General features: G+C 41.2%; 22 protein-coding genes. 2 read left to right on the forward strand and 20 right to left on the reverse strand.

What is annotated here, in order from left to right:
- Positions 1–72 precede the first annotated feature (72 nt).
- Positions 73–1,053 (forward strand): glycosyltransferase family 2 protein, encoded by a 981-nt coding sequence (locus tag C0979_RS08075; RefSeq protein WP_101695477.1) that lies wholly within the window; start codon positions 73–75, stop codon positions 1,051–1,053.
- Between the two features lie 69 nt (positions 1,054–1,122).
- On the opposite strand, the gene rfbC is transcribed toward C0979_RS08075, so the two are convergent.
- The 6 genes from rfbC to C0979_RS08105 all read right to left on the reverse strand — a co-directional run bounded on the left by rfbC (position 1,123) and on the right by C0979_RS08105 (position 6,635).
- The gene (rfbC, locus tag C0979_RS08080) at positions 1,123–1,731 is read right to left on the reverse strand and encodes a dTDP-4-dehydrorhamnose 3,5-epimerase (RefSeq protein WP_101695478.1); all 609 of its coding nucleotides are present in this window, start codon (positions 1,729–1,731) and stop codon (positions 1,123–1,125) included.
- Positions 1,732–1,755: 24 nt separating this feature from the next.
- The gene (gene rfbD, locus C0979_RS08085; RefSeq protein ID WP_101695479.1) at positions 1,756–2,697 is read right to left on the reverse strand and encodes a dTDP-4-dehydrorhamnose reductase; all 942 of its coding nucleotides are present in this window, start codon (positions 2,695–2,697) and stop codon (positions 1,756–1,758) included.
- A 27-nt stretch (positions 2,698–2,724) separates the two neighbouring features.
- The gene (rfbB, locus tag C0979_RS08090) at positions 2,725–3,744 is read right to left on the reverse strand and encodes a dTDP-glucose 4,6-dehydratase (protein WP_101695677.1); all 1,020 of its coding nucleotides are present in this window, start codon (positions 3,742–3,744) and stop codon (positions 2,725–2,727) included.
- A 70-nt stretch (positions 3,745–3,814) separates the two neighbouring features.
- Positions 3,815–4,711 (reverse strand): glucose-1-phosphate thymidylyltransferase RfbA, encoded by an 897-nt coding sequence (rfbA, locus tag C0979_RS08095; protein ID WP_101695480.1) that lies wholly within the window; start codon positions 4,709–4,711, stop codon positions 3,815–3,817.
- Positions 4,712–4,849: 138 nt separating this feature from the next.
- Positions 4,850–6,031 (reverse strand): MerR family transcriptional regulator, encoded by a 1,182-nt coding sequence (locus C0979_RS08100; RefSeq protein WP_101695481.1) that lies wholly within the window; start codon positions 6,029–6,031, stop codon positions 4,850–4,852.
- 1 nt (position 6,032) lies between these two features.
- Positions 6,033–6,635 carry a GerMN domain-containing protein gene (locus C0979_RS08105; RefSeq protein ID WP_101695482.1) on the reverse strand — a complete coding sequence of 201 codons (603 nt, stop codon included), beginning with the start codon at positions 6,633–6,635 and terminating at the stop codon, positions 6,033–6,035.
- Positions 6,636–6,885: 250 nt separating this feature from the next.
- On the opposite strand from C0979_RS08105, the gene C0979_RS08110 reads away from it, so the two are divergent.
- Positions 6,886–7,146: a helix-turn-helix domain-containing protein gene (locus C0979_RS08110; protein ID WP_101695483.1), complete on the forward strand. Its 261-nt coding sequence runs from the start codon at positions 6,886–6,888 to the stop codon at positions 7,144–7,146.
- 242 nt (positions 7,147–7,388) lie between these two features.
- Here the strand turns inward: C0979_RS08110 and C0979_RS08115 are convergent, their stop codons facing one another.
- The 14 genes from C0979_RS08115 to C0979_RS08180 form a co-directional block, all read right to left on the reverse strand.
- Entirely contained in the window at positions 7,389–8,300 is a 912-nt protein-coding gene (locus C0979_RS08115; protein WP_101695484.1) for an Rpn family recombination-promoting nuclease/putative transposase, read from the reverse strand.
- Between the two features lie 346 nt (positions 8,301–8,646).
- Positions 8,647–9,546, reverse strand: coding sequence for an Rpn family recombination-promoting nuclease/putative transposase (locus tag C0979_RS08120; RefSeq protein ID WP_101695485.1), 900 nt, complete (start codon positions 9,544–9,546; stop codon positions 8,647–8,649).
- A 166-nt stretch (positions 9,547–9,712) separates the two neighbouring features.
- On the reverse strand, positions 9,713–13,039 hold the full coding sequence (locus C0979_RS08125) for an N-acetylmuramoyl-L-alanine amidase (protein ID WP_101695486.1): 3,327 nt from the start codon (positions 13,037–13,039) through the stop codon (positions 9,713–9,715).
- A 126-nt stretch (positions 13,040–13,165) separates the two neighbouring features.
- Positions 13,166–13,687: a sugar-transfer associated ATP-grasp domain-containing protein gene (locus C0979_RS08130; protein ID WP_242962673.1), complete on the reverse strand. Its 522-nt coding sequence runs from the start codon at positions 13,685–13,687 to the stop codon at positions 13,166–13,168.
- Positions 13,688–13,701: 14 nt separating this feature from the next.
- Positions 13,702–14,298 (reverse strand): hypothetical protein, encoded by a 597-nt coding sequence (locus C0979_RS08135; protein ID WP_101695488.1) that lies wholly within the window; start codon positions 14,296–14,298, stop codon positions 13,702–13,704.
- Positions 14,299–14,313: 15 nt separating this feature from the next.
- The gene (locus tag C0979_RS08140) at positions 14,314–15,423 is read right to left on the reverse strand and encodes a DegT/DnrJ/EryC1/StrS family aminotransferase (protein ID WP_101695489.1); all 1,110 of its coding nucleotides are present in this window, start codon (positions 15,421–15,423) and stop codon (positions 14,314–14,316) included.
- Between the two features lie 51 nt (positions 15,424–15,474).
- Positions 15,475–16,440, reverse strand: a complete 966-nt coding sequence (locus tag C0979_RS08145) for an ATP-grasp domain-containing protein (RefSeq protein WP_101695490.1) — start codon at positions 16,438–16,440, stop codon at positions 15,475–15,477.
- Positions 16,441–16,459: 19 nt separating this feature from the next.
- The gene (locus C0979_RS08150) at positions 16,460–16,909 is read right to left on the reverse strand and encodes a GNAT family N-acetyltransferase (protein WP_101695491.1); all 450 of its coding nucleotides are present in this window, start codon (positions 16,907–16,909) and stop codon (positions 16,460–16,462) included.
- On the reverse strand, positions 16,896–18,401 hold the full coding sequence (locus C0979_RS08155; RefSeq protein WP_101695492.1) for a glycosyltransferase family 2 protein: 1,506 nt from the start codon (positions 18,399–18,401) through the stop codon (positions 16,896–16,898). The genes C0979_RS08150 and C0979_RS08155 overlap by 14 nt, the downstream gene beginning before the upstream one ends.
- A 59-nt stretch (positions 18,402–18,460) precedes the next feature.
- Positions 18,461–20,260 carry a glycosyltransferase family 2 protein gene (locus C0979_RS08160; RefSeq protein ID WP_101695493.1) on the reverse strand — a complete coding sequence of 600 codons (1,800 nt, stop codon included), beginning with the start codon at positions 20,258–20,260 and terminating at the stop codon, positions 18,461–18,463.
- A gap of 8 nt (positions 20,261–20,268) precedes the next feature.
- On the reverse strand, positions 20,269–20,871 hold the full coding sequence (locus C0979_RS08165; RefSeq protein WP_101695494.1) for a hypothetical protein: 603 nt from the start codon (positions 20,869–20,871) through the stop codon (positions 20,269–20,271).
- Positions 20,872–20,882: 11 nt separating this feature from the next.
- Positions 20,883–21,617: an ABC transporter ATP-binding protein gene (locus C0979_RS08170; protein ID WP_101695495.1), complete on the reverse strand. Its 735-nt coding sequence runs from the start codon at positions 21,615–21,617 to the stop codon at positions 20,883–20,885.
- Positions 21,618–21,625: 8 nt separating this feature from the next.
- On the reverse strand, positions 21,626–22,402 hold the full coding sequence (locus C0979_RS08175) for an ABC transporter permease (RefSeq protein ID WP_101695496.1): 777 nt from the start codon (positions 22,400–22,402) through the stop codon (positions 21,626–21,628).
- An 11-nt stretch (positions 22,403–22,413) separates the two neighbouring features.
- Positions 22,414–25,407, reverse strand: coding sequence for a glycosyltransferase family 2 protein (locus C0979_RS08180; RefSeq protein WP_242962674.1), 2,994 nt, complete (start codon positions 25,405–25,407; stop codon positions 22,414–22,416).
- Between the last annotated feature and the right edge of the window lie 6 nt (positions 25,408–25,413).

Below are 25,413 nucleotides of genomic sequence, written 5' to 3' on the forward strand. Positions count from 1 at the left end.
GTTTATATAGCATATAGTCCCATAATTTGTTATAATAATTCAGAAATTACTAGTAAAAATGGAGTCAATTATATGAAAGTTACGATCATTATTCCAAATTATAATGGAAAACACTTCATGGAACCCTGTCTTGCTTCTCTAAAGGAACAGACTTTCCGTGATTTTAAGATTCTCGTTGTAGACAATGCTTCTTCTGATGGAAGTGTCGCATATATGAAAACTGAATACCCTGACATTGAGGTGATTGCCCTCGATCAGAATTATGGATTCAGCAAAGCGGTAAACGTAGGGATAGAGCACAGTACAACACCTTACGTCATTTTGTTGAATAATGATACCACTGTGGATCCTCACTATGTAGAAGAAATGGTAAAAGCCATTGAAAAATCTCCGTGCATTTTCTCTGTCAGCAGCAAAATGATCCAAATGTATCATCCGGAACTGATTGACAGTGCCGGTGATCTGTACACGCTGATGGGCTGGGGTGTTTGCCGCGGAACCGGGCGTCCAATCTCCAATTATAACGAATCGGATGAGATCTTCACCGCTTGCGCCGGAGCTGCTATCTATCGCAGATCCGCCTTTGAAAAAATCGGATATTTCGACGAAAATCATTTTGCTTATTTAGAAGATATCGACGTGGGATACCGGGCCAAAATCTATGGTTACAAAAATATGTACTGTCCGACAGCGCTCGTCTATCATGTCGGAAGCGGAACCAGCGGTTCCAAATACAACTCTTTTAAGGTAAAACTTTCCGCCAGAAACAGCGTCTATCTGAATTATAAGAATATGCCGCTTCTGCAGCTGATCTTAAACTTCCTGCCGCTGTTTCTTGGTTATGTGGTCAAATATTTATTCTTTCTCAAAAAAGGCTGGGGAAAGGATTATAAAGACGGAGTCAAAGAAGGGCTTGCCACAATGAAAGCACAGAAGAAAGTTCCGTTTCAGTTTAAGCACCTTACAAACTATATCGTAATAGAGGTCGAACTTTTGCTTCACACCTTTGGATATGCAAGAGACTGGTTCAGCCGAAAGCTTTTTCAAAAATAAAGAAAAACAAGGGAGATTTTACATCCATGATTTTTAAATCGCAGGTGTAAAATCCCCCTTTTTATTTCTTTAGAAATGGAACGTATCCTTAAGAACAGCCCACTTCTGATCCTTGTCGCTTAAGTTAAGCGCCGCACCATCTTCTAAATGATATCCTTCTGCTGACGCGCTTCCCTTATATTCTCCAACTAACTGAGGCCACTCAATTCCAATCTCCGGATCATTCCATGCAAGTCCACCTTCATCTCCTGGATGATAAAAGTCCGTACATTTGTAACAAAATTCCGCCACATCACTCAATACCAGAAATCCATGTGCAAATCCTTCTGGAATGTAGAACTGTTTCTTATTCTCTTCTGTCAATTCAATTCCAAACCATTTCCCATAGGTGTTGCTGTCGCTTCTCAAATCTACTGCAACATCAAATACAGATCCTTTGATGACTCTGACTAATTTCCCCTGTGGAAATTCCTTCTGAAAATGAAGTCCTCTTAATACACCTTTCGTAGAGCACGACTGGTTATCCTGTACAAAATTCATGGTAAGGCCAGCCTCTTCCATATCTCTCTGGCTGTAAGTCTCCATAAAGTAACCTCTTGCATCACCATGTACTGCCGGCTCAATCACACACAGTCCTTCAATGCCGCCTACATTTTTCTCAACTTTAATCTGTCCCATCTTATCTCCTTCTTCTGTCTTAATTTAAAATTCAATTTCTCTAAGATAACGGTTCAGAGCATCCTGCCAGGTTGGAAGTGGTGTAAATCCATTTTCCACCAGCTTTCTTCTGTCCAGACGGCTGTTAAATGGTCTTGCCGCTTTAGAAATTCCGTACTCCGCCGTCGTTACCGGCGCTACGCTTAGCCGTTCTTCTGAATACTCCGTATGGCCTAACTCCACTGCCTGACGGAAAATTTCTTTCGTAAAATCATACCAGCTGATATATCCGCCTTCATTGGTTGCATGGTAATATCCATACTTATCCGTCTCCAGCATATCTACCAGAAGTCTTGCCAGATCGTACGTATAGGTTGGTGTTCCAATCTGATCGTTTACTACGGTCAGCTTATCGTGTGTCTTTCCTACGTTCAGCATGGTTTTGATAAAGTTCTTACCATTTTTTCCAAATACCCATGCAATACGAACGATAAAATATTTTTCCAGAAGATCAGACACTGCCAGTTCTCCTTCCAGCTTCGTCTCTCCATAGACATTCAACGGCTTATAATCCTTGCAGTCCGGGTCCCATGGCTTGCTTCCCTGACCGTCAAACACGTAATCCGTACTGATATAAACCAATTTGCAATCAAGTTTCTTGCATTCTTCTGCAATGTATCTGGTTCCTGTCGCATTGATTGCACGAACCAGTTCTTTCTTGTCATCATCTTCTGCCAGATCCACAGCCGTCCAAGCCGCACAGTGTACCACGACATCCGGCGCTGTCTCCGTCAGCACTCTTCGTACTGAAGCCTCGTCCGTAATATCCATCTGAACGTAAGGCATCGTACAAACTGCCGTTTCATCCTGAATTCCACTGTATTCTTCTTTAATATCAGAACCAATTCCTTCATATCCGCGCTTTGCCAGCTCATTCATCACATCGTGTCCAAGCTGTCCAGCCACACCTGTCACTAATATTTTCATACGATCTACACTCCTTACGTCTAACGATTAGCGATTTGCATACATTTTCTCATAATAATTCTGGTATTCTCCGGAAATAATGGTCTCCCACCACTCCTTGTTCTCTAAATACCATTTGATAGTCTTTTTAATTCCATCTGCAAACTTTGTCTCCGGAAGCCATCCCAGTTCATTGTGAATCTTTGTCGGATCAATTGCATAACGCATATCGTGACCTTTACGGTCTGCCACATACGTAATCAGGCTCTCCGGCTTTCCTAATTCTTTACAGATGATCTTCACAATATCAATGTTGGTCATCTCATTGTGACCGCCGATGTTATAAACTTCTCCCACACGGCCGTTATGAATGATCAGATCAATTGCTTTACAGTGATCTTCCACATAGAGCCAGTCACGAACGTTTTCACCCTTTCCATATACTGGCATCGGCTTATCATTCAGTGCATTTGCAATCATCAGCGGAATCAGCTTCTCTGGGAAGTGATATGGTCCGTAGTTATTGGAACATCTGCTGATGGTTACTGGCAGTCCATAGGTTCTGTGATATGCCTGTACCAAAAGGTCTGCTGCCGCTTTAGAAGAACTGTAAGGGCTGCTTGTATGAATCGGTGTTTCCTCGGTGAAGAACAGATCTGGTCTGTCTAATGGCAGATCTCCGTATACTTCATCGGTAGACACCTGATGGTAACGTTTGATTCCATATTTTCTGCAGGCATCCATCAGTACGGCTGTTCCCTTGATATTCGTATCCAGGAACACTTCCGGATTCTCGATAGAACGATCCACGTGGCTTTCTGCTGCAAAGTTTACCACCATATCCGGTTTTTCTTCCTCAAACAATTTGTACACTGCTTCACGATCTGTAATGCTTTCCTTTACAAAACGGAAATTCGGGTTGTCCATTACCGGTGCCAGTGTAGACAGATTTCCTGCATAAGTTAAGCAGTCCAGACATACGATCCGATAATCTGGATATTTGTTCAACATATGAAATACAAAGTTACTTCCAATAAATCCGGCTCCTCCGGTTACAATAATTGTCATCATGTTTTTTCTCTCCATCTCTCTTTGATTTGTAAATATCTTTGATTTATTAATACTTTTGATCGGCCTTTTAATACAGGTTTTCCTGATATTTGCCGTCCAATACATCTTTCAGATACTGTCCGTACTGATTTTTCTTCAGAACTTCGTATACCTTCATCACTTCCTCTTTGCTGATCCAACCATTTAAGTAAGCAATTTCCTCAAGGCATGCAATCTTACGGTGCTGATGTGTTTCCATCGTCTTCACAAAATTCGTCGCATCTACCAGACTTTCATGGGTTCCGGTATCCAGCCAGGTGAATCCTTGTCCTAAAAGTTCTACATTCAGCTGGTTATCTTCCAAGTAAATACGGTTCAAATCTGTAATCTCTAATTCGCCGCGCTTTCCTGGTTTCAGCCCTTTCGCATACTCTACCACCTTATTATCGTAGAAGTAAAGACCGGTTACACAGTAATTACTCTTTGGCCGCTCTGGTTTCTCTTCAATAGAAACTGCTTTTCCTTCACGGTCAAATTCCACGATTCCAAATCGTTCCGGATCATCCACATAATAGCCAAACACAGTAGCGCCTTTTCCTGATTCTGCATTTTCAACTGCCGCTCTTAATCTCTTCTTCAATCCATGACCTGCAAAAATATTATCGCCCAGAACCATTGCCACTGTATCGTCGCCAATGAATTCCTCTCCGATAATAAATGCCTGAGCCAGTCCGTCCGGACTTGGCTGAACAGCGTAAGATAACTGCACGCCAAACTGATGGCCGTCTCCTAAGAGCTCCTGGAATCTTGGTGTATCCTGCGGAGTCGAAATAATCAAAATATCGCGGATCCCTGCATTCATCAATACAGACATCGGATAATAAATCATCGGTTTGTCATAAATTGGCAACAGCTGTTTGGATGTTACCATTGTCAATGGATACAGACGCGTGCCAGATCCTCCTGCTAATATAATTCCTTTCATTTGGAACCTCCCTTTCATGTCTATCATATTGATAGGTTTGTTCATCGTTTCTCGGTTATGTTATTCATATTATAAAAGGTGACGCTAGGTCACCTTCAAGTCTTTTTTTACATTTTGTTACAAATTTATTAAATTTGTCTATTTTGCACAAAGAAAAATGCCGGCTTCTTTCGTAATTTGAAACCCTCCAACCGTCTTTTTTCTCACATATCCACGAAACTCATTGTACCGCTCTACCAAATACTGCGCCTGGTTCCCATGGCAGGAAAGCACATAAGAAATAAGCGGTTCCGGATCAGGTACCACCAAACTGTCTTCATATTCTCTCCATTCTACACTTTGAAAATACTTTTCTAGAATATCTGCCCCATTTTCTTTTCCAAACCGTTCATAAAGCTTGTCTGCCGATAGTACAATCCGTTCGTCAAATCCCTGTACCAGATCACTGACCTCTTTCATATGTCTGCTGCCATAGGTACTGCACACAAACACACCGCCGGGCTTCAATACCCGATAAATCTCTTGGCATACCTTTTCGATATCTTCACAATAAAACAACACGTGATTTGCAATAACCAAATCAAAACTCTGATCTGGGTATGGAATCTTATGACAATCAAAGCTCTGATAAGAAAACCGCTTGTCCTTACTTCCCATTGTACGCCTTGCGTCCCGCAGCATTCCTGCCGAAACATCCGAAAGAATGACTTCTATCTTCCCAGGAAGCTCCTTCTCATTCTCTCTCCATAAAGCTCCATCCCCGCATCCAACCTCCAGAATACGACTGTTGTCTCCAAACGGAAGTTGTTCAAAAATCCAAGGAAACCATCCTTTTTGATTCTTTGCATACAGGCTGTGAAGATTGATCCTGGCAGAAATATTCGACGCATCCTGATACTGATTTTTCAGACTTTTTTCCATTCCCGTCAGATGGATCAGGTTCAGCATTCGGCTCCAGTCCACTGTATGCTCCTCCTGAATCACTTCCGTCGTATCACGGATTGCCTTTTCTACCAGCTGCATCTGCTCAATCTTATCCTGCACCAGTTTTAGCTGAAGCTTTAGTGAATCCACCATAAAATGATAATCAGAATCCGCGATCGTCATTTCCCGAATATCATCCAACGAAAACCCAAGATATTTCAGAAGCAGAATCTGCTGAAGTCTGGCAAAATCTTCATCTGTATAAAATCTTGCACCGGCTTCTGTCACAAAAGAGGGTTTTAATATATTTTGTTTGTCATAATAGCGAATTGTCCGCAAGGTCACGTGGGCCATGCGGGCAAATTCACCGGAAGAATAATAACCTGATTTTTTCATTTTACTCAAATTTCGTCATATACCCCGGATACTCTGCGTGTCCGGTTGCCAGTGTCTGACCTTCTACCGTAATCTTTACCTGCTCGCAGTCATAAGCGTTTAAAAAGGTATTGGTCACACTTCCCATCACCACATACTCTCCCGCCGTCCCCATGGACTGCAGAAACTTCTGAAATGCCTGATTCATATCCAGATCCAAAGAAGTCACTCCATCTACTTCCGTCTTCTTACAGGAAAGTGCCTGCACATCTGCCGGAAGTGTTCCGTTCGCAATCAGCTGTTCTGTCACCCATCCTTCCGTTACAGCGGAAGCTTCCAGATTCACCGTTACGAAACCGTCCGCATTTTCATTTGGTGCAAATACGGTAACTGTCTTCGGACCCTGCACATCACCCGATGAATCCGCGGATCCTTGTTCGTCCCCGTTCTGATCTTCTACCGGATCCTCTTCGTCTGTATCTTCCTTCTCTGTATCTTCGACCTCCAGAGATTCCGTCTTCTTGTCCTCTTCGGTATCCTTGTCCGTCTCAGCATTCTTCTGACATCCGGCGAGAAGAAGTACGCACAGGCTCAGAATCAGAACTTTTGATATCTTCTTTTTCATATACTCCACCTCACATTTCCTTCTCCTGATTCTAGTATGCTCACACTCTCATCAGAAGATTCTTTGTTTGTTCCATATTAACATAAATTGCGTTAGGTGGCAATGAAAGATGAATCCGAAGCACTTCTTTTCCCCTCCTTGTTTGTCTCATTTTTGCAACCGATCATATTTCCTCCTCAAGTTAAAATGATCCAAAAGGTGCAAAAAACGAGACAATTCTGATCACACTATTTACAAGAGGGGGAGAATTATGCCAAAGCCAAAAACAAAAACCGGAGAAAAAAATCTAATCAGCAAACGACTCATCGAACTGCGACAACAGCATAATATGTCCCAGCGACTTCTAGCCTACCAACTGCAATTGAAGGGATATGATATGGATAAGAATGTCATTACCAGAATTGAAACGAACAAACGATACGTTACAGATCTGGAATTAAAAGCCTTCACTGAGATTTTCAACGTCTCTTACGATTATCTTATTGATGGAAAAGAAACAGATCAGTCATAGCTTCTACGGAGGCTATGACTTTTTGATGTCAAGCCACTTTACTACAAATTTTGCCACACACTTCCTTCCAAAATAGAATCTCCCTTTATTTTGATATAGAATTCCTCTGTTCGAAACACAATTGATAAATTACCGATTCGGTATTGAAGTATCTTCTCGAAAAGATACTATTAGAATCAGATACCGCAATACCGCGGTATCTGACGATTGATTTGCTACCGACAGCTGACAGCTGTCGAAAACTACGCTAACACTTTCTTTGCTTCTTCTTCAAAATCTTCCATGGACTCCGCCTTGGCCGCCAGCTTATGAAGCACTTTCAGTTGTTCTTCATCACTCAGTTCATGAATCCGTACTTCCAGCTCTTCTGAAATCCTTCCCATCTCTTCTAAAAGTTCAAAAATAGACGCTCTCCTGGTCAACAAGGCACCTTCTTCACGTCCTTCTTTGCGTCCTTCTGCACGTCCCTCTTCGCGTCCAGCCTTTCGTTCATCCCTCATCATTTCTTCGAAAATCATATAGCGTTCTCCCATCTCACGGCTTTCCTTCACATTATGAATAGATTTCTGTAATTGTCCTACAAACTCATCTTCAAAATCTGATTCACTCTGCTCAACATCCGCCGCTACAAATTTCAAGAATCTCACAAGACTTTCCGGAAGCTTTTCTGCATTTTTCCCCTTGGTACTTAGATATATGGTCTGACATCCGTCATCACATTCCACAGAAGAATCTTCTTTACACTGCATACCACATGTATAACAATACAATCCTCTGCCAAAGGGATCATAATCACACAAAAAGATAACAAAAGTATCCGGAAGCTCTTCATAGCCTGTTCCCGCTGCAAGAAGCTCCATATCCATCTGACTGTGATAATATCTTGAGCGCTTTACCAGCGCCACATCCCTCTTAACCTGCATCTCCACGTTATAACGCTTGTTATTCTGGTCTTTGGCATACACATCCAGCCGAATCCCCTTATACTCCGGGTGGTATACCATGTTCCTCTCATAACTTACATCAATCCTGGAAATTGGAAATCCCAGCACCATCTCTAGAAACCTGGTACAGTTCTCTTCCTCGCTCATCACTGCACAGAACATAAAGTTGTCCTTGATAGTTAAGTCTTGTAATCGTTTATTCCTACTCATTCTTCCTCCATATCTACAGAGGAATTCTATGAGAGAATGATAACACATAGAAGCAAGAAATACTACTCTCTTAAAATCAAAATATTATTTTCTGCATATAGGCTAGACTAATCTCATCTACTGGATACCCCCGCTTTTCAATTTTGCTACAAATTTTGCCACACACTCTCCTTCCAAAATAGAATCCCCCTTTATTTTGATATAGAATTCCCCTGTTCAAAACACAATTGATAAATTACCGATTCGGTATTGAAATACCTTTTGAAAAGATATTGTAGAATCAGATACCGCAATACCGCGGTATCTGACGATTGATTTGCTACCGACAGCTGACAGCTGTCGAAGACTACACTAACACTTTCTTTGCTTCTTCTTCAAAATCTTCCATGGACTCCGCCTTGGCCGCCAGCTTATGAAGTACTTTCAGTTGTTCTTCATCACTCAGTTCATGAATCCGTACTTCCAGCTCTTCTGAAATCCTTCCCATCTCTTCTAAAAGTTCAAAAATAGACGCTCTCCTGGCCAACAAGGCACCTTCTTCACGTCCTTCTTTGCGTCCTTCTTCACGTCCAGCCTTTCGTTCGTCCCTCATCATTTCTTCGAAAATCATATAGCGTTCTCCCATCTCACGGCTTTCCTTCACATTATGAATAGATTTCTGTAATTGTCCTACAAACTCATCTTCAAAATCTGATTCACTCTGCTCAACATCCGCCGCTACAAATTTCAAGAATCTCACAAGACTTTCCGGAAGCTTTTCTGCATTTTTCCCCTTGGTACTTAGATATATGGTCTGACATCCGTCATCACATTCCACAGAAGAATCTTCTTTACACTGCATACCACATGTATAACAATACAATCCTCTGCCAAAGGGATCATAATCACACAAAAAGATAACAAAAGTATCCGGAAGCTCTTCATAGCCTGTTCCCGCTGCAAGAAGCTCCATATCCATCTGACTGTGATAATATCTTGAGCGCTTTACCAGCGCCACATCCCTCTTAACCTGCATCTCCACGTTATAACGCTTGTTATTCTGGTCTTTGGCATACACATCCAGCCGAATCCCCTTATACTCCGGGTGGTATACCATGTTCCTCTCATAACTTACATCAATCCTGGAAATTGGAAATCCCAGCACCATCTCTAGAAACCTGGTACAGTTCTCTTCCTCGCTCATCACTGCACAGAACATAAAGTTGTCCTTGATAGTTAAGTCTTGTAATCGTTTATTCCTACTCATTCTTCCTCCATATCCACAGAGGAATTCTATGAGAGAATGATAACACATAGGAGCAAGAAATACTACTCTCTTAAAATCAAAATATTATTTTCTGCATACGGGCTAGACCAAAAAACGGAGTGGATATCATCCACTCCGTCGTAAATTGAAGCTTTTTTATCTAATTCTACATTCCATAAATCGGCTTGATATAAGATTCCATAAGGCTCATACCATATTTCCTAGCTGCTGCCCACCCTTTTCCGTCCGGATTTTCTTTGATTCCCAGCCATTCCACATATGGTGCACAATTTCTCGTCACATAGGCAAATCTGGTGTCCACTATTTCATTCTTCGGACTGTCTTTTGATGCATATGCTTTCAGATGCTGAACCTGTGCACGGATGCCGGTACGAACGTCTTTAAACGACTCTCCCGGTACGCCGCCTGTTGCACCTAAGCCGGCAAAATTAAACTGTTCCACCTTCACATCTCCACCAAACTGAAGGTATCCGGTCTCTTTCATTGCCTGTCCGAATACAACTTCCGGCTTCACATTCTCCACAACTGCCTCATCGTACAGAATCTCACAAAACTGTGTAATATTAGAAGCTCCGCCTTTAGATAATGCTCCACTTGGATAAGTTCTCTTAGAATTCATGTACATTTTCACCATCTTATTCACTGCAGTTGTCTTATTTCCAAGTGCTGTTGCTCCCATAATCGGAGTCACTCCCTCATAAGTCATTGCTCCTTCCGGTGAAACTTCTTTATTGAAATAATACCAGACTCCATCTATCTGGCGATACCCTCTAGTCATTGCGCCTTCCGCGCCAAAGTTATTTGCTGTTGGATTTAAGTAGTACCAGGTACCACCATCCTTTAACCAGCCTTTGTGCATTGCACCGGAGGTGTTCAGATAGTAATGCGTACCCCCAAGCGCGATCCAGCCCGTCACCATTTTCCCTGAGCCATCCATATAATACCAGCTGCCGCCAACATTCTGCCAGCCTGTCACCATATAGCCTGCTGCATCAAAGTAGTACCGCTGGCCTCCAATTACTTCCCAGTTGGACTTGGTATAACTTCCATCGCTGTGACGATACCACCAGCCGCGTCTATCCAAAATCCATTTAGCTTCTTCTTTCACCTTTCCCGGAACCCATGCTCCACTTGCATCCACATAATCGTTTCCGATCCAGGTGTTGGATGCCATTGCTCCGGAAGATGCAAAGTAATAGCATTTTCCACCTATCCAATGCCAGCCTGTCACCATATAGCCCGCTGCATCAAAGTAGTACCACTGGCCTCCAATTACTTCCCAGTTGGACTTGGTATAACTTCCATCGCTGTGACGATACCACCAGCCGCGTCCATCCAAAATCCATTTAGCTTCCTCTTTCACCTTTCCCGGAACCCATGCGCCGCTTGCATCCACATAATCGTTCCCAATCCAGGTATTGGATGCCATTGCTCCAGAAGCGGTAAAATAGTAACATTTACTGTTGATCCACTGCCAGCCTGTTAACATAACTCCACTACCATTGAGATAATACTTGCTGCTGCCGATGGTCTGCCAGCCTGTCAACATCTTTCCAGATGTGTCCATATAATACCAGCTGCCACCAATATTCTGCCAGCCCGTTACCATATAGCCCGCTGCATTAAAATAATACCACTGACCTTCAATCTTTTCCCAATTAGATCTGGTATAACTCCCATCTTTGTGGCGATACCACCAGCCACCTTCATCCTGAACCCAGCCAGGTTTTATCATTCCCGGAACCCATGCGCCATTGGAATTCACATAATCATTTCCAATCCAGGTATCTGCTGCCATTACCCCCGTACCATCGAAATAATAACAGGTAGTACCAATCCACTGCCAGCCAGTCAACATGATTCCACTGCCGTTAAAATAGTACCATTTATTATTGATCTGCTGCCAGCCTGTTAACATAACTCCGCTTGCCGGATCCAGATAATACTTCGCGGTTCCTTCTGTAAACCATCCGGTCTGCATATACCCATTGGAATCAAAATGATACCAAGCTCCGTTGATTGCCTCCCAGGTATTCTTCGCATAGCTTCCGTCCGCGTACTGGTACCACCAGCCCTTATCATTCTGAATCCACTGTCCCTTGCCAAGTCCGTACGCTTGCGCAATTCCTTTGGCATCTGCAATTCCAAGTGCCTTCAGCTTTGCATCGGAGCTTAGATACTTATTATAATCATCTATATTATCGATAAACGCATGCTCTACAATGATCGCCGGAAAGCCAGCCCGCTTACTCTGCCAGATCAACGCATAGTAATCCTGCAAGGATCCATCCGGATAAAGGGTATTCGTTCCACTGTTTCGAATCTTAATTCCACGGTCTGTCAGACCCAGACCAACCAGTTCCTTTTGAATTTTAGAAGCCAGATTCTTTCCTTCGTTTCCAACTCCTGGATTATAATTGGCATTCGGATAATAAACTTCCGCTCCATGAGCCTTTCCAAGCCCCGTAGAATTCAAATGCATACTTACCAGTACGTCCGCCTTTTTCCCTTTGGCGTATTCTACACGCTTTTTCAAATCATCGGACAAATTATTGGACGGGGAAAGACCTGTATCTGTTGTTCTGGTCATATATACCGTTACGCCGCCATACTTCTCCAACTCTTCCTTGCAATACTTTGCGATCTTCAATGTCAAGTCTTTTTCCTTCGCGCCATTCACTCCGACCGCACCCGGATCATATCCTCCATGTCCCGGATCAATTACGACAATCAGATTTCCTGCTTTTTCAGACGTCTCGGCCACTCTTGAAGCCACTGCCGGGACATCCGTCTTCGCTTCTTCGACAGCTTCTTCCACTGACTCACTCTCTACTAATTCTCCTTCTTCATCATAAGTAAGGAAGTTCACCGGATTTCCCGGTTCATTGACCGTTCTTGCACTCGAAGACGTACTCTCTTCTTCTACGACCGCATCTGGCTGTGTATCACATTCCTGATTTACACCAAATCGTGAATCAATTCCAGCTTCTCCTAGATCGATTTCATTTGTGACGCCGTCGCTTACCGTCCGTACTTTTAACAAATGATAGCTACCTGCCGTGCTGTTTTCCAGATAATCAATAGAAAATACTGCTGTAGCATCCTGAATCTCTCCAGCCCAAACCTCATACTGCTCTGCTGTCTCCACATTTTCATATACCATGGAAACAGACTCCAGTTCTACTTCATCCTGGAAAGACACCATGATTTTTTGTGTATCTGGTGTCATCAGATATGGAGTATCTATGTACAGATACTGTAACTGTGGTACGGACATCTCCTGTGTCTGTACTTCTCCTCCTTCTGCCTCTGACTGTACCTCCAGCTGTTCTGCCGAAGCAGCCTCTGTCTGTGATACACTTTCCTGCACCTGGTTCTCATCAGCCGCCAAAGCTCCGCTTGCCGGCAGAATACTGAATAACATTGCCAGACTAAGTGCAATCGATACTGCTTTTCTTTTGAATTTCTGCATATTCTACGCCCCTTAAAACTAACTGTTTTCTTGTTGCTTACCCTAAATCAAGTTAACTATAGCATAATTCTATTTTTCAAACAAGGAATTCCTTATTTTTCCTCTTTTTCCTAATCAAGGATATCATTAACGCATCAGCTGATTTCTTTTTGTGATTTCTTCCGATGTCAGACGATCCAACGCCTCTATCTTTTTCGCAAAATATGTTCTGCACCATTCTTCTTCCAACAGAGGCTTTCGCATCTGCAAGTGTTTAATTCCGCTGTGTGAATTAATCTCCATAATTTTAACCCCTTTATTGGTAAAGCAAATATCAAAGCCCATATACTCACAAAGCCCCAGATATTCCGTAATTCCGATCACCATATCCCTTGCTTCCTCCCACAGGTCAATGGTTCCTTCCACCAGCACGTTTGTATCTGGATGGTATGGCATGTCTTCTATTCTGTCAATATACACTGCTTTTCCTTCACTGAATCTGCCGCTTTCTGTATCAATCTTCACATCATAGGCAAATACCGTCGCCGAGTTGCTGTTCATATAGTTGGCATGACCAGAATCTTTGGTGCCAAATCTTAAATATCCACCTGCAATTTTGGATTTCTCCTCCCCATCTTTGATTGCCAAAACACGAATGGTATGAATCAAAGGGAAGATCTCCCCTAACTGCGTGGATGGGACAAAGTATTCTGTATATATGTAATTGGGATGTTTCTCAACTCCTCTTTCCCACACACTTCCCCGTTGATATAAAATGTTTCATTTTCGTATGATAATTCAAAAAAGCCGACTGACAAAGCTCCATTGCAGGGTTTACATGCAACCTTCTTTTCCCGTTCCACCAATAGTGCCACCGCATCTGCCGAAGAATGTCTGCAGTCTTCCGGACAATCCATCAACGGCATCAACCTGTCCTCTGTCTTATAGTAGAAATATTTTGGCATATATCTGTCATATTTTGTCCCTGCCAGCATATACTTCAATGTTAATTTATCATTGATCCAAATTCTCTCCCAGCTGTTCAAGGGCCAAATCCGATAATATTCATAATCCGATAAATAATCTTCTATATGCTCTGCCTCTTTTAAGTTATATGCTACAGCGCTCTCTGCCAAAAATCCTCTTGCATGCGCCCATTCCAAATCTTCTTCCGCCCACAGACCGCTTTCCTTTTCCTGCTTCCACAATCCGTGCAGATAATCCGCCATTTTCTTGCTGAATCCAGCTCTTAACATTCCATCTATTGTCCAATCATACATAACGCTTTCTCCTTTTTACTTGCCGCCCAATGCTTTTATATTATCACAGATTCGGTATACATCCTCTAATGTAAGATCTGCATATAACGGTAACGTCAGCACTTTTTTAGAAACATCCAATGCAACCGGCGTCTCTTTTACATCATATTGATCTTTATAACATGCAAAAGAATTGGTTAGCGGATAAAAATATTTTCTCGTATAAATCCCTTTCTCCTTCAATAAATCATAGACACAGTCTCTTGAAATGCCAAATTCTGACCCTTCGATCAATATCGGAAAATATGCATAATTTGACTTTACATTCTCCTGTTCTTTCATAAAACGAATTCCCCGGGTATCTTTTAAACATTCTCGATAGCAGGAAACAATACGCTTACGCTTTTCGATTTCTTCCTCAACATGCCGAAGATTACAGATTCCCATTGCCGCCTGAAATTCATTCATTTTTGCGTTTGCCCCGACGCTGTCAACCACCTCTTCATTTCGGATTCCGAAATTTTTAAGCCGATATAAATCAAGTCCCAGCTCCTGATCTTGGAAACATACGCAGCCGCCTTCAATAGAATTATACACTTTCGTTGCGTGAAAACTGAACATTGAGGCATCCCCAAAAGAACCAATCCCTCTGTTTTTGTAGGTTACTCCGAATGCATGGGCTGCGTCGTAGATAACTTTCAAGTCATGGTGTTTTGCAATTTCTTCTATCTCCTCCACCTGACACACTTGTCCATACACATGTACCGGTACGATGGCGGACGTTTTTTCCGTAATCAACGCTTCCATTTTAGACACATCCATTGTGAAATTCTCCGGATTAATATCGCAAAAAACAGGTGTTAATCCATTTCGGACAATTGCATGTGTGGTAGACGCAAAGGTGAACGGTGTTGTAATCACTTCCCCGGATAATCCCATCGCCTGAATCACCATTTCCAATGCCATATGACCATTGGAAAACAGGGAAACACCTTCTACTTCCAAATATTGTCTCAGCTGTTTTTCCAGTTCCTTATGTTTTGCTCCCATATTCGTCAGCCAATGAGATTCCCATAACTCTCTAATCTCATCGATGTATTCCTCTAGCGGAGGCATGGACGACCGTGTAACAAATATTTCCCCCATCTCTCATTCCTACTTTCTTTCCTGCTTCTTTTCCTTCTGTTTTATTTCGTTTTATTCTATCTTCGTTACGTATTCTTCATATTTCCGAGCAATATATTGATTTTTCAGATCTTCTTTTCCTTCAATCTCTTCTCCTGTAAAACATCTGAGATGATTACGGACACAATCATATCCGGCAATACAAGAGAACTCTACTCCACCTGAAAATCTTGGATTACATTCCATAAAGAAATGCTCCCCGCTGTCTGTCTCAATAAATTCAAAATTCACACATCCATTTACACCTAATACTGCCGCAAGCTCCCGACACTGTTTTTCTAAAACGCTGTCATGGAAAACATATACCGTCGTTCCCGCTCCATTCAATGTCCGAAGCAGCTCTTTTCTTGCAACACACTGCGTCGTTTGAGTTTCCTGATTTCTTACTACGTCCACCGTTATAATACCACCGCTGATCTTAGGCTGAACAATGTAATTCGATATATCCTGATTTCTCACAAAGTTCTCCATCTGTTCTGCAGACTCTATATAAAACAACCCCTGACTGCTTCTTCCATTCGTTGGTTTTACAACAGCCGGATAGTCTAGTTCCTGGATTTTTGCCTCCTGCAGCATAACGGTAGGTATCACACTGCAGATATTGTTCTTCTGCAAGTACTGATTTAATCTCATTTTATTTCTGCAGATATCAATTGCTTCTGTCGATGAAATGCAGACCGTTATTCCAGATTTTTCAAACACTTCCCGATTTTTGTTATAAAAATCCACTTCGATATCCGTCAATGGAAAAATGTATTCTACGCGATGCTCCTGACACAGATTCAGAATGAAATTCTGATACGCTTCTGCCTCACTTACCAATGGCGCCTGATAGAAAAAATCAACATGATAGGCATCTGCCAGCCATTCCTTCTGGTAAATATCACAGCCAATAACTGTATACTCTTCTTCCTGCATCTTTTTAATGACGATATCTGCTGCAAATGAGCCAATCGCGGTTACTAAAACCGTTTTCATAACTTATTTCCTCTTTTCGTTATAACTGTTTTATAAAATGAATGTCATCCATTCTATTTTGATTTCCTTCACTGTCAATTTCAAATCCCAAACCTTCATACATCTTAATGGCCGCCTGATTTGTTTTATGCGTATATAAATTCACACTGCGAATTTGCTTTTCTCTGCAGAGCAAAACAAACTGATGAACTAACTTCTTTCCCAGTCCCTGATTTCTAAAATCCCTAGAAACGCCTACCAGAGAAATATATGCGCTGCCATTTTCCAAGTCATTCATGTATCCTGCGACAAGCCCCCGTATTTCTTCATCCTGAACCTCTGCAACTAGTTCTGCTTTCTCCCACAACTTCTCACAGTATTCATTTAAGTCTACTTTTTCGCTTACCGGAATCGGGAAATCATAATTGATCTTTTTTATAAAATCAAAAAATTTCTCCTTCTCTATCTCTTGCTTATTATTTATCATCATTTCTTTCTCTTCCTTTTTTGTTTAACAATCGATAAACTGCTCGAATAATGAAAGAGGAGCGATACTCTGTTAATAATCTTTCCATTTCTTGCTTTTGACTCTCAAGATTTTTAAAATGTTCTTCTACCTCAAGCAGTGGGATTTCTTCCACATTTAACACGATTTTTAATTCTTTCTGTTCTCTTGGCATTTTTATCATATACTGTGGATCTAATGTATAAAAAACATCCATGCCATCTTGCCGAATACCATTAACTGGTTCTATCTGGGCCTCCGATCCATCGCTCCAATTCGCCGATATCACTTTACATCTTCGATAGGTACCTTCGTCAAGATCAAACCTAAGTTCTTTTCCTCCCATATCCACTGCAATTCCTTCAGTCTGATAAATGATCCGTGCCATTCTTGTACTGGGAACATACACTTTTTCTTTGATTGCTTCCTCTTCATTGTAGCCTTTTCCTGTATCCCAGTATAATGTTGTCGTCAAAAATTTTTCTCTCGGTATCAGTCCAAATATATCAAACTTTCGCTTGTCCAAATCAAACGCTTTACTGCCATATCCATACAGTTCTTCTATTTCCGCTTTCTTTTCTTTGCTTTGGAACATCTCATATATAAGTTCCAGACCAATTAATTTATGAACATCTCGAGAACCCTTCATAAAAAGCTGTGCCAATGCATATTCTATCGTACACTGGCCATTTATGACATATTGAGCCCCTTCCGGGAAGATCTTAAGTAGTGTATCTACATCCTTGATTTTTAAATACTCCTTATACAGGAAATATTCTTCCAAAAACAGCCTCTTTTGCTTTCCAGCTGTCTCCCCGCTTTCATTTGATTCATCTTGATGAACTCTAAAGTAGGTTAACTTTTCCGGAACAATATAGATTTCTGCATGGAAACATACTTTAATCCATTGGCTCAAATCAGGCAGGCTGTTAAGTCCCGATGCAAACAATTGATATTTCGTATAAACCTCTTTCCTGATCAGCAAACTAGGATGACACAAACAATTTCCTCGGTCGAAGAAATATCTCAACCACTCATACCTGCTTTTGTTTTCCATAGAAAAGACATTTGCATATGCATGATTCCCCACATATGCGTTTCCATCATCATCTATCACGGTAACCCCAGTAAAGCATGCAGCAACCTCCGGTCTGGAATCCAACACTGCTACTTGTGCTTCTAATTTCTTCTCATTCCATTTATCATCACCATGGAGAATGGCCACGTAATCCCCTTCCAGGTCCTCCAGAGCCTCTGCCAATCCACCTCTGCCAATATTCTTTTCGTGCAATATTGCCTTGATTCTCGGATATTTTTCCACATATTCCTTGATGATTTCCTGACTGTGATCCGTCGAACAATCATCTACAATAATAAATTCAAAATCCTGATAAGTCTGATTCAAAACACTTTCAATCGACTCACGCAACAATTCACCATGATTATAGGATGTTAACCACACACTTACCTTTGCCATCTCATCGCCCTCATCTTTCGCATTCTAACACTTTAATTCTCTCTGATCCCTTTTGATTCTTATACAATCTTTAATGAAAAATCATGCTTCTCCAAAGTAAGATTTGGATTATAGTATGGATCACCTTTCTCCAACTCCACTTTCCACTTCTCTGCAAAGTATCTGACTTCCCCATTAAATCTTTCTACTTTTTCCTTTGTATCTTCCAATCCTCTGGATTTTGATTCATAATGGTACAGCTCTGCAAATGGAGTATACACGATTAATTGTTCAGCTTTTCGGATTCTCATGCAAAGATCAATATCATTAAACGCCACCTTTAGTCCTTCGTCAAATCCCCCCAGATCATCAAAAAGTTTTTTCGGCATCATCATACACGCAGCCGTAACCGCGCTGTAATCCTGTGCACATAAGATTCTGGAAAAATATCCATTATCATTGTGTCCTGCGCCGCAGAATGCATGACCTGCAATGCCGCCAAGCCCAACGATAACTCCTGCATGCTGAATCGTTCCATCCTCATAGTACAATCTTGCACCAACAGCTCCAACATCCTCGCGAACTGCATAGCTGACCATCTCCCGAATACTGTCTGGCTGAATGATTTCCGTATCATTATTCAAAAAGAGAAGATATTCGCCTTCTGCAAACTTTGCTCCATAATTGTTCAGTGCAGAATAGTTAAATTCTTTTGCCGCATCCCAGGTTACAACCTTTATGGAAGAATATTTCTCCTGAAGTTCCTGATATGCTTTGAACGTGGCTTCTTCACTGCCGTTTTCAATGATAATCACTTCAATATTTTTGTAGGTTGAGATCTCATACAGAGATTTGACACATCGCTTCAGATCTTCCACATGGTCTTTATTAGGAATCAAAACAGACACTCGCGGCTCTTCTGTCAGATGATATTTCACCCGATACATCCCCAGATATTCTCCCATTTCTGCCGTTGCAGATATATGACAGCGCTCGAGATGTGCCTGCACCGCACGTTTTCCGGCTTCGTATGCATACAGCTTACTCTCTGGATTTTCCGCTGTGGAATCTTTGTGTGCACGCCAATGGTATAAAATCTTTGGAATGTGTGTAATATGACGGCTTACTTCTATACATCTTAAAACAAAATCATAGTCCTGCGCGCCATTATATTCTGAACGCAGCATTCCCACCTGTTCTTGAATGGTTCTTTTTACGACAAATAAATGGCAAATATAATTCATACTGCGAAGCAAATCGATGTTAAAATCTGATTTGAAATGCGGCTGGAAAAATGTTTTTCCATCCATTGTCACCTTATCTTCATCCGAATACAAAATCTCTATTTCCGGGTTTTCATTTATTGTTTTTGCACACTCATATAGCGCATTGGGTGCCAATAAATCATCATGGTCTGCAAAAACAATATAATCTCCAGAAACCATTTCCAAAGCTTGATTCGTATTTTCAGATATCTGAAGCGGTGTCTCAGAAGAAATTAGTTTAATTCGTTCGTCCTGCTCTACAATCATTTTCAAAGAAGCTTCGTCCATCTTTCCCTTCCCGCTTCCATCAGCAAGACAAAGTTCCCAGTTCTCATAAGTCTGCCCTTTTATTGATTCAACCAACTCTTTTAAATAATCAATCGGCGTACAATACAACGGAATCACTATACTAAATAACGGCTTAAGAAGTAATTCATCCTTCTTTTGCCGTTCTAACTCTGCTGCACTTAATTGATTCTTTTTTCTCCATCGTTTATAACTAGCTTCTTCCATTCCAAATAATTTCGCAATGGTATGGCGGAGAAATCTCCCCATACCATTTTCGCGATAATATTCTTTCATACGATGTAATTTTTTTCTGATCTTATTAAACATACCTACTCCTATGAAAACAATTTATACAACACTTTCATAAATACACCAATGTAAATGACAAAGCCCAGTACCACAACACATGTTTCCACGTCGAATCGGTGTGTAAACGTTCTTAAAATCAGGCTTCCCTCTACCGGTTCATCACTAATCACTAAATCCGTTCCGTTCTTCTGCATTGGTTCATAATACAGACAGATTGCCTTTCCTTCCTCTACTTTGGAAGTCGTAAGATTTAATGACAGCTTTTCTCCCTCTGCTACCTGTACTTCTTTTTCAAAGCGGATTTTACAAACACGTCCACTTTTAATTTCATTCACATCGAGAGATCCTTGTGTCAACTCTTTTCCCTGATCATTCTTCAGTGAATATACCAATTCTCCCTTTGTTGGAGCATTCTGAAGCATAACCTTTAACGCAATACCACTCAATTTTTCTTCTGCCGCATGAAACTCCTGCTTAATAGCATGATCCTCATCTGCCTGAACTGTAATATACTGACTATTATCCAGTTCATTCTCATACATATCAGACATTTTATCCACGTTTGAATAGATGAGACAAAAGATCACTACCACTATAATTCCTATACCATATTTTACTTTTCTGTTCACGACGCCACTCCTTATGATCCTCTATATTCATTACAAATCTCTTCAGCATCCCCGAAACGTTTCACAACTCCATGATCCAGCCAAACAATCTTATTACAGATTTTTTGTACCTGATCAATACTGTGGGATACGAATAATATTGTAGTTCCTTCCTTCATCATTGCCTGAATACGTTTCTCACACTTCTCCTGAAATCGGAAATCGCCTACCGAAAGGACTTCATCTACAATCAGAATATCCGGGACTCCAATCGTCGCAATCGCAAAAGCCAGTCTTGATACCATACCGGAAGAAAAGTTTTTAACCGGAACATTCATAAAGTTCTCTAGTTCCGAAAATTTTACGATATCGTCATAATGACGTGTCATTTCTTCTCTGGTATATCCAAGGAGAGCTCCATTCAAAAAGACATTTTCTCTCGCCGTCAGATCCATATCAAACCCTGCCCCTAACTCTATGAGCGGAGCCACGCTTCCACTGACAGTCACAGTCCCTTTGGTAGGCTTTAAAACGCCCGCAATGGTTTTTAACATGGTACTCTTTCCACTGCCGTTTAATCCAATCAAGCCCACGGAATCCCCTTTATACACTTGAAATGATACATCTTTTAATGCCCAAAAAGCTTCTACTGATACCTGTCCTTTTATACTTTTGATCACATATTCTTTAAAACTATCAAACTTTTCGGAAGAAAGATTAAATTTCATCGATACATGATCTACTTTTATAACTTCCCGTCTTTCCATAATATCTCCTATAAATTAAGAATAAAGCTATCCTGACTCTTATAGAATACATATAATCCTATTGCCAGCGCACCTACGGCTTCAATAATACCTATAACCAGGCTTCCCATCCCGAAAACAGTATTATTCAACATAACATCTCTGAACATTGTCAGATAATTGGTTAATGGATTCGCACTTACTACAGCCACCATCCAATCCGGTAAAATAGACATTGGATAAATAACTGGAGTCAAGTACATAAGTGCTGTTACAAACACAGAATACAAATGCATAATATCCCGGAACTTCACTGTGATGGCAGACAATAAAAGACCTACTCCAAGTGAAAATATTACCAGCAGCAAAATCGGTATAAATGCCAGGAAAATTGTATAATGTAATTCCGTTCTCATTGCAAGCATCACTAAAATCAATGCTGAAAAAGAGGCTAGTAAGTTGATGACGCTTGAGCACACTCTGGACAACACAAACAAATACTTAGGAACATATACCTTTTTGATCAGAGATGCACTGCCCAAAATAGAGGACATAGCACTCGTTGTTGAATCAGAATAAAAGGTAAACATAACCTGTCCGCTCAATAAGTAAATCGGAAAGTTCTCAACATCGAACTTAAACAGATTTGAAAATACAACCGACAAAACAACCATCATCAACAGTGGATTCAGTAAAGTCCAAAGAACTCCTAATACGGATCTTCTATATTTAATTTTAATATCCCTTGCCACCAACTCATTTAATAATGGTCTGAATTTCAAGAAATTTTTTATATACGTTGACACTATAGGCCTCCTTATATTATATCGTTTAAAATGTCTTTCTTCAATTCTTCAATAAACGGAAACGGATCAATTCCATTTACATATTCTTTATTTACCGATTTATGCGGCACAAGCGTATGATAATTGTTACATATCTCCTTTAATTCTTGCGCAATCTTCATCGGACTTACATTGTCAACAGAAACAATGTTTTCATTAAACGAAGAAATATCTTTATTCCGGTATCCATTCGTAACCACCTTCACATCAAAAACGGACATTTCAAGCGGCGGATAACTTGGATGCGGTGAAACCATTAATGACACACCGGCATAACTTTCTCTTAATACTTTGGCGTATTCTTCAATGGTCAGTTTTCCAACGGACTCCAAATACATTCCTTCTCCAAGATAAACCGGCGGATGCATCTCACCCGCAGATAATATGGTCCAGCTACTTGCATCTTCCTGCATAGATACCCATTTTTTCAGCGACTCAACCAATACTTTGAAAGCATTTCTCTCCACAGAAGGTCTTCCATATACCAGAATCTGTTTCCGCTTAAATACTGTCTGATCCAACTTTTGTACCTCTTCACCCAATACACGGTTTAACACTGGATCGAAACAGTAAGTTTTAAGGAAATGATACCCCTTTGCCATAACGTATTCTTCCAACTCGTGAGAATTAAATATAGCAATCTGTGGGAATTCACACTTGTAAGTAGACTCCGCCAAAAGATATCCTGATGACCATGCATAGAATCCAGGCTCATAGTCTTGAATCAAATATAAGAATGGATTGGGATTCTTATGTCCTCTTTGTACCCACTCATAATATTCATTTTGAATCACATATGCCGACCACCAGGAGGTAAACATAAACTGATCTTTTTCAGAGACCGGCAGTGTCTGGTACTTTCTGTCCACCATGGAAACAATCTGATGTTTCGCACTGCTATTCTCCTTCGCATCGACGATCTGATACTGCTTTCCATATTTGGCAATTGCTTCTTCATCCATCTGAGCATCAATCAAGATCACTCTGGTATCGCAATCTAAACATTCCCCAATTGCTTCAAAGCATTTCAATGCCGTCGCAATTCCACCAAAGACATGTTCTGTATTCAAAGACGGCAAAACAAGATTCAATCGATATTTTTCTCTGGTTTCCTCTCTAAAATGCAGCTCTCGAATCGTCTCTATGCTGATGCGCTTTGCGTCTGCCTTCGGAATCTCCTGCACTTTTTTTACAACTGGAACGCAGCTATTGATATCCAAATTTTTATTATAATACGGATCTCCACCTTTGCGGTATCCCATATACATAATATCTGACAATTCAAAATCAATCTCTGGAATATAAGAATCACGGCTCTTAGACTCATAGTGATACAGCTGTACCTGCGGAATATACACATTGCGATATCCTTCTTGAATAGCCCGGATACAAATCTCCACATCACTTCCACAGATAATAAATCTTTCTTCAAAGCCGCCGATCTTGTCTATCACTTCCTTGGAAATTGCCATACATGCGCCCGTACATGCAGTGACATTACGTGTTACCATTGGAGAAACAAAAGGCGTTCCCTGATGAATTGGCTGCATGCCCTTAAAGACATGATCTGCCCAGCCTCCCATTCCAATCACTACACCTGCATGCTGAATCGTTCCATCTTCATATAAAAGCTGTCCTCCGACAACTCCAGCATTTGGCTGCATGGCCTGTTCCACAAGACGATCCAGCCAGCTTGGCTCTATTACCTTCACATCATTATTTAAAAATACAAATACGTCTCCATTTGCTTCGCGCATTCCGTGGTTATTCAGCTTCGACCAATTGAATTCATAGTAGGCTTCCACCACTTTGACATTGATCTTCTCCTGCTGAATTTCTTTGAAAAACTGTCTGGTCTCCTCTTGTTCAGAATTATTGTCTAAAATAATAATCTCATAATTTGGATAGGTCGTTTTTTCAAACACACTGTCCAGTGCAACTGCCAGGTCATCCACATGATCCTTCGTTGGAATAATAATAGAAGCCAACGGCATCTGGTCTAAGGAATATCTCACGTCATAGACAAACAGATTTTCTGTCTCATATACTTCTGCCTTGCCATCTCCAAGCACTCGATCCAGATGCGCCTGTATCGCACGCTTTCCAGCTATCTGTGCATACGGCTTGGCATCTGCATTTGCTGCGGTCGAAGTCGGCAGCATTCTCCACGAATATAACACTTCCGGCACATGGACTATATGATTCGTCAATTCAGACATCCGAAGGAGCAAATCATAATCCTGCGCGCCGTCATACTCACTGTTAAATCCACCACATTGTTCAAATAATCCTCTTTTAAATGCAATCAAGTGTCCCAGATACATCTGAGAGAGCATCAGTTCCGGCGACCAGTCTGGTTTATATAACGGTGAAGAATGAACCCCCTCCGCGTCAATCATATCCATATCACTGTAAATGACATCCGCCTTTGTCTTTTTCAGCTTTTTATATAATGTCATCAATGCATTCTTGGCAATTTCATCGTCATTATCCATCAGGATAATATAGTCCCCTTCTGCCATCTTCGCAGCCTGATTAGACGCTCCGGAGATCCCTTGATTCTCCTCGGAGAAGTGAACTTTGATTCTGGAATCCTTAATTGTACTTAGATACTCCCGAACGGATCCATCTGTAGATGCATCATCTGCAATACACACTTCCCAATAAGGGTATGTCTGATCCATTACGGACTGCAACGCTTTATCCAGCCACTTTATATCTACATTATATACCGGCATCACAACGGAGAAGAGAATCTTATCTCCCTGAATATCGATCTTATCTCTATTCGCCCATTTCTCCTGCTTTTCCCATTCTTTCCTTGCCAATTCGCCTGCACGCGCCTTTACACCGGTGGTTCCATATAAAACCGCCGCTTTACTTAAGCGCAGTACGTCCTTGGGATGTTTTCTGCAATGCTTTAAAAACATTTTTCCCTTTTCTGAATGATTCATTTCTTTTCCCATATTCAC

Source organism: Dorea phocaeensis, from assembly GCF_900240315.1.
GTDB lineage: Bacteria > Bacillota > Clostridia > Lachnospirales > Lachnospiraceae > Dorea_B > Dorea_B phocaeensis.

Coding starts and splice junctions, on each gene's coding strand:
- C0979_RS08180 (WP_242962674.1), bottom strand. CDS start 25,407: ATGGGAAAAGAAATGAATCATTCAGAAAAGGGAAAAATGTTTTTAAAG.
- C0979_RS08075 (WP_101695477.1), top strand. CDS start 73: ATGAAAGTTACGATCATTATTCCAAATTATAATGGAAAACACTTCATG.
- C0979_RS08140 (WP_101695489.1), bottom strand. CDS start 15,423: ATGGGGGAAATATTTGTTACACGGTCGTCCATGCCTCCGCTAGAGGAA.
- C0979_RS08115 (WP_101695484.1), bottom strand. CDS start 8,300: ATGAGTAGGAATAAACGATTACAAGACTTAACTATCAAGGACAACTTT.
- C0979_RS08105 (WP_101695482.1), bottom strand. CDS start 6,635: ATGAAAAAGAAGATATCAAAAGTTCTGATTCTGAGCCTGTGCGTACTT.
- C0979_RS08120 (WP_101695485.1), bottom strand. CDS start 9,546: ATGAGTAGGAATAAACGATTACAAGACTTAACTATCAAGGACAACTTT.
- C0979_RS08155 (WP_101695492.1), bottom strand. CDS start 18,401: ATGGCAAAGGTAAGTGTGTGGTTAACATCCTATAATCATGGTGAATTG.
- C0979_RS08100 (WP_101695481.1), bottom strand. CDS start 6,031: ATGAAAAAATCAGGTTATTATTCTTCCGGTGAATTTGCCCGCATGGCC.
- rfbC (WP_101695478.1), bottom strand. CDS start 1,731: ATGGGACAGATTAAAGTTGAGAAAAATGTAGGCGGCATTGAAGGACTG.
- rfbA (WP_101695480.1), bottom strand. CDS start 4,711: ATGAAAGGAATTATATTAGCAGGAGGATCTGGCACGCGTCTGTATCCA.
- C0979_RS08145 (WP_101695490.1), bottom strand. CDS start 16,440: ATGAAAACGGTTTTAGTAACCGCGATTGGCTCATTTGCAGCAGATATC.
- C0979_RS08135 (WP_101695488.1), bottom strand. CDS start 14,298: ATGTATGATTGGACAATAGATGGAATGTTAAGAGCTGGATTCAGCAAG.
- C0979_RS08125 (WP_101695486.1), bottom strand. CDS start 13,039: ATGCAGAAATTCAAAAGAAAAGCAGTATCGATTGCACTTAGTCTGGCA.
- rfbD (WP_101695479.1), bottom strand. CDS start 2,697: ATGAAAATATTAGTGACAGGTGTGGCTGGACAGCTTGGACACGATGTG.
- C0979_RS08110 (WP_101695483.1), top strand. CDS start 6,886: ATGCCAAAGCCAAAAACAAAAACCGGAGAAAAAAATCTAATCAGCAAA.
- C0979_RS08150 (WP_101695491.1), bottom strand. CDS start 16,909: ATGATGATAAATAATAAGCAAGAGATAGAGAAGGAGAAATTTTTTGAT.
- C0979_RS08160 (WP_101695493.1), bottom strand. CDS start 20,260: ATGTTTAATAAGATCAGAAAAAAATTACATCGTATGAAAGAATATTAT.
- C0979_RS08170 (WP_101695495.1), bottom strand. CDS start 21,617: ATGGAAAGACGGGAAGTTATAAAAGTAGATCATGTATCGATGAAATTT.
- rfbB (WP_101695677.1), bottom strand. CDS start 3,744: ATGACAATTATTGTAACCGGAGGAGCCGGATTTATTGGAAGTAACTTT.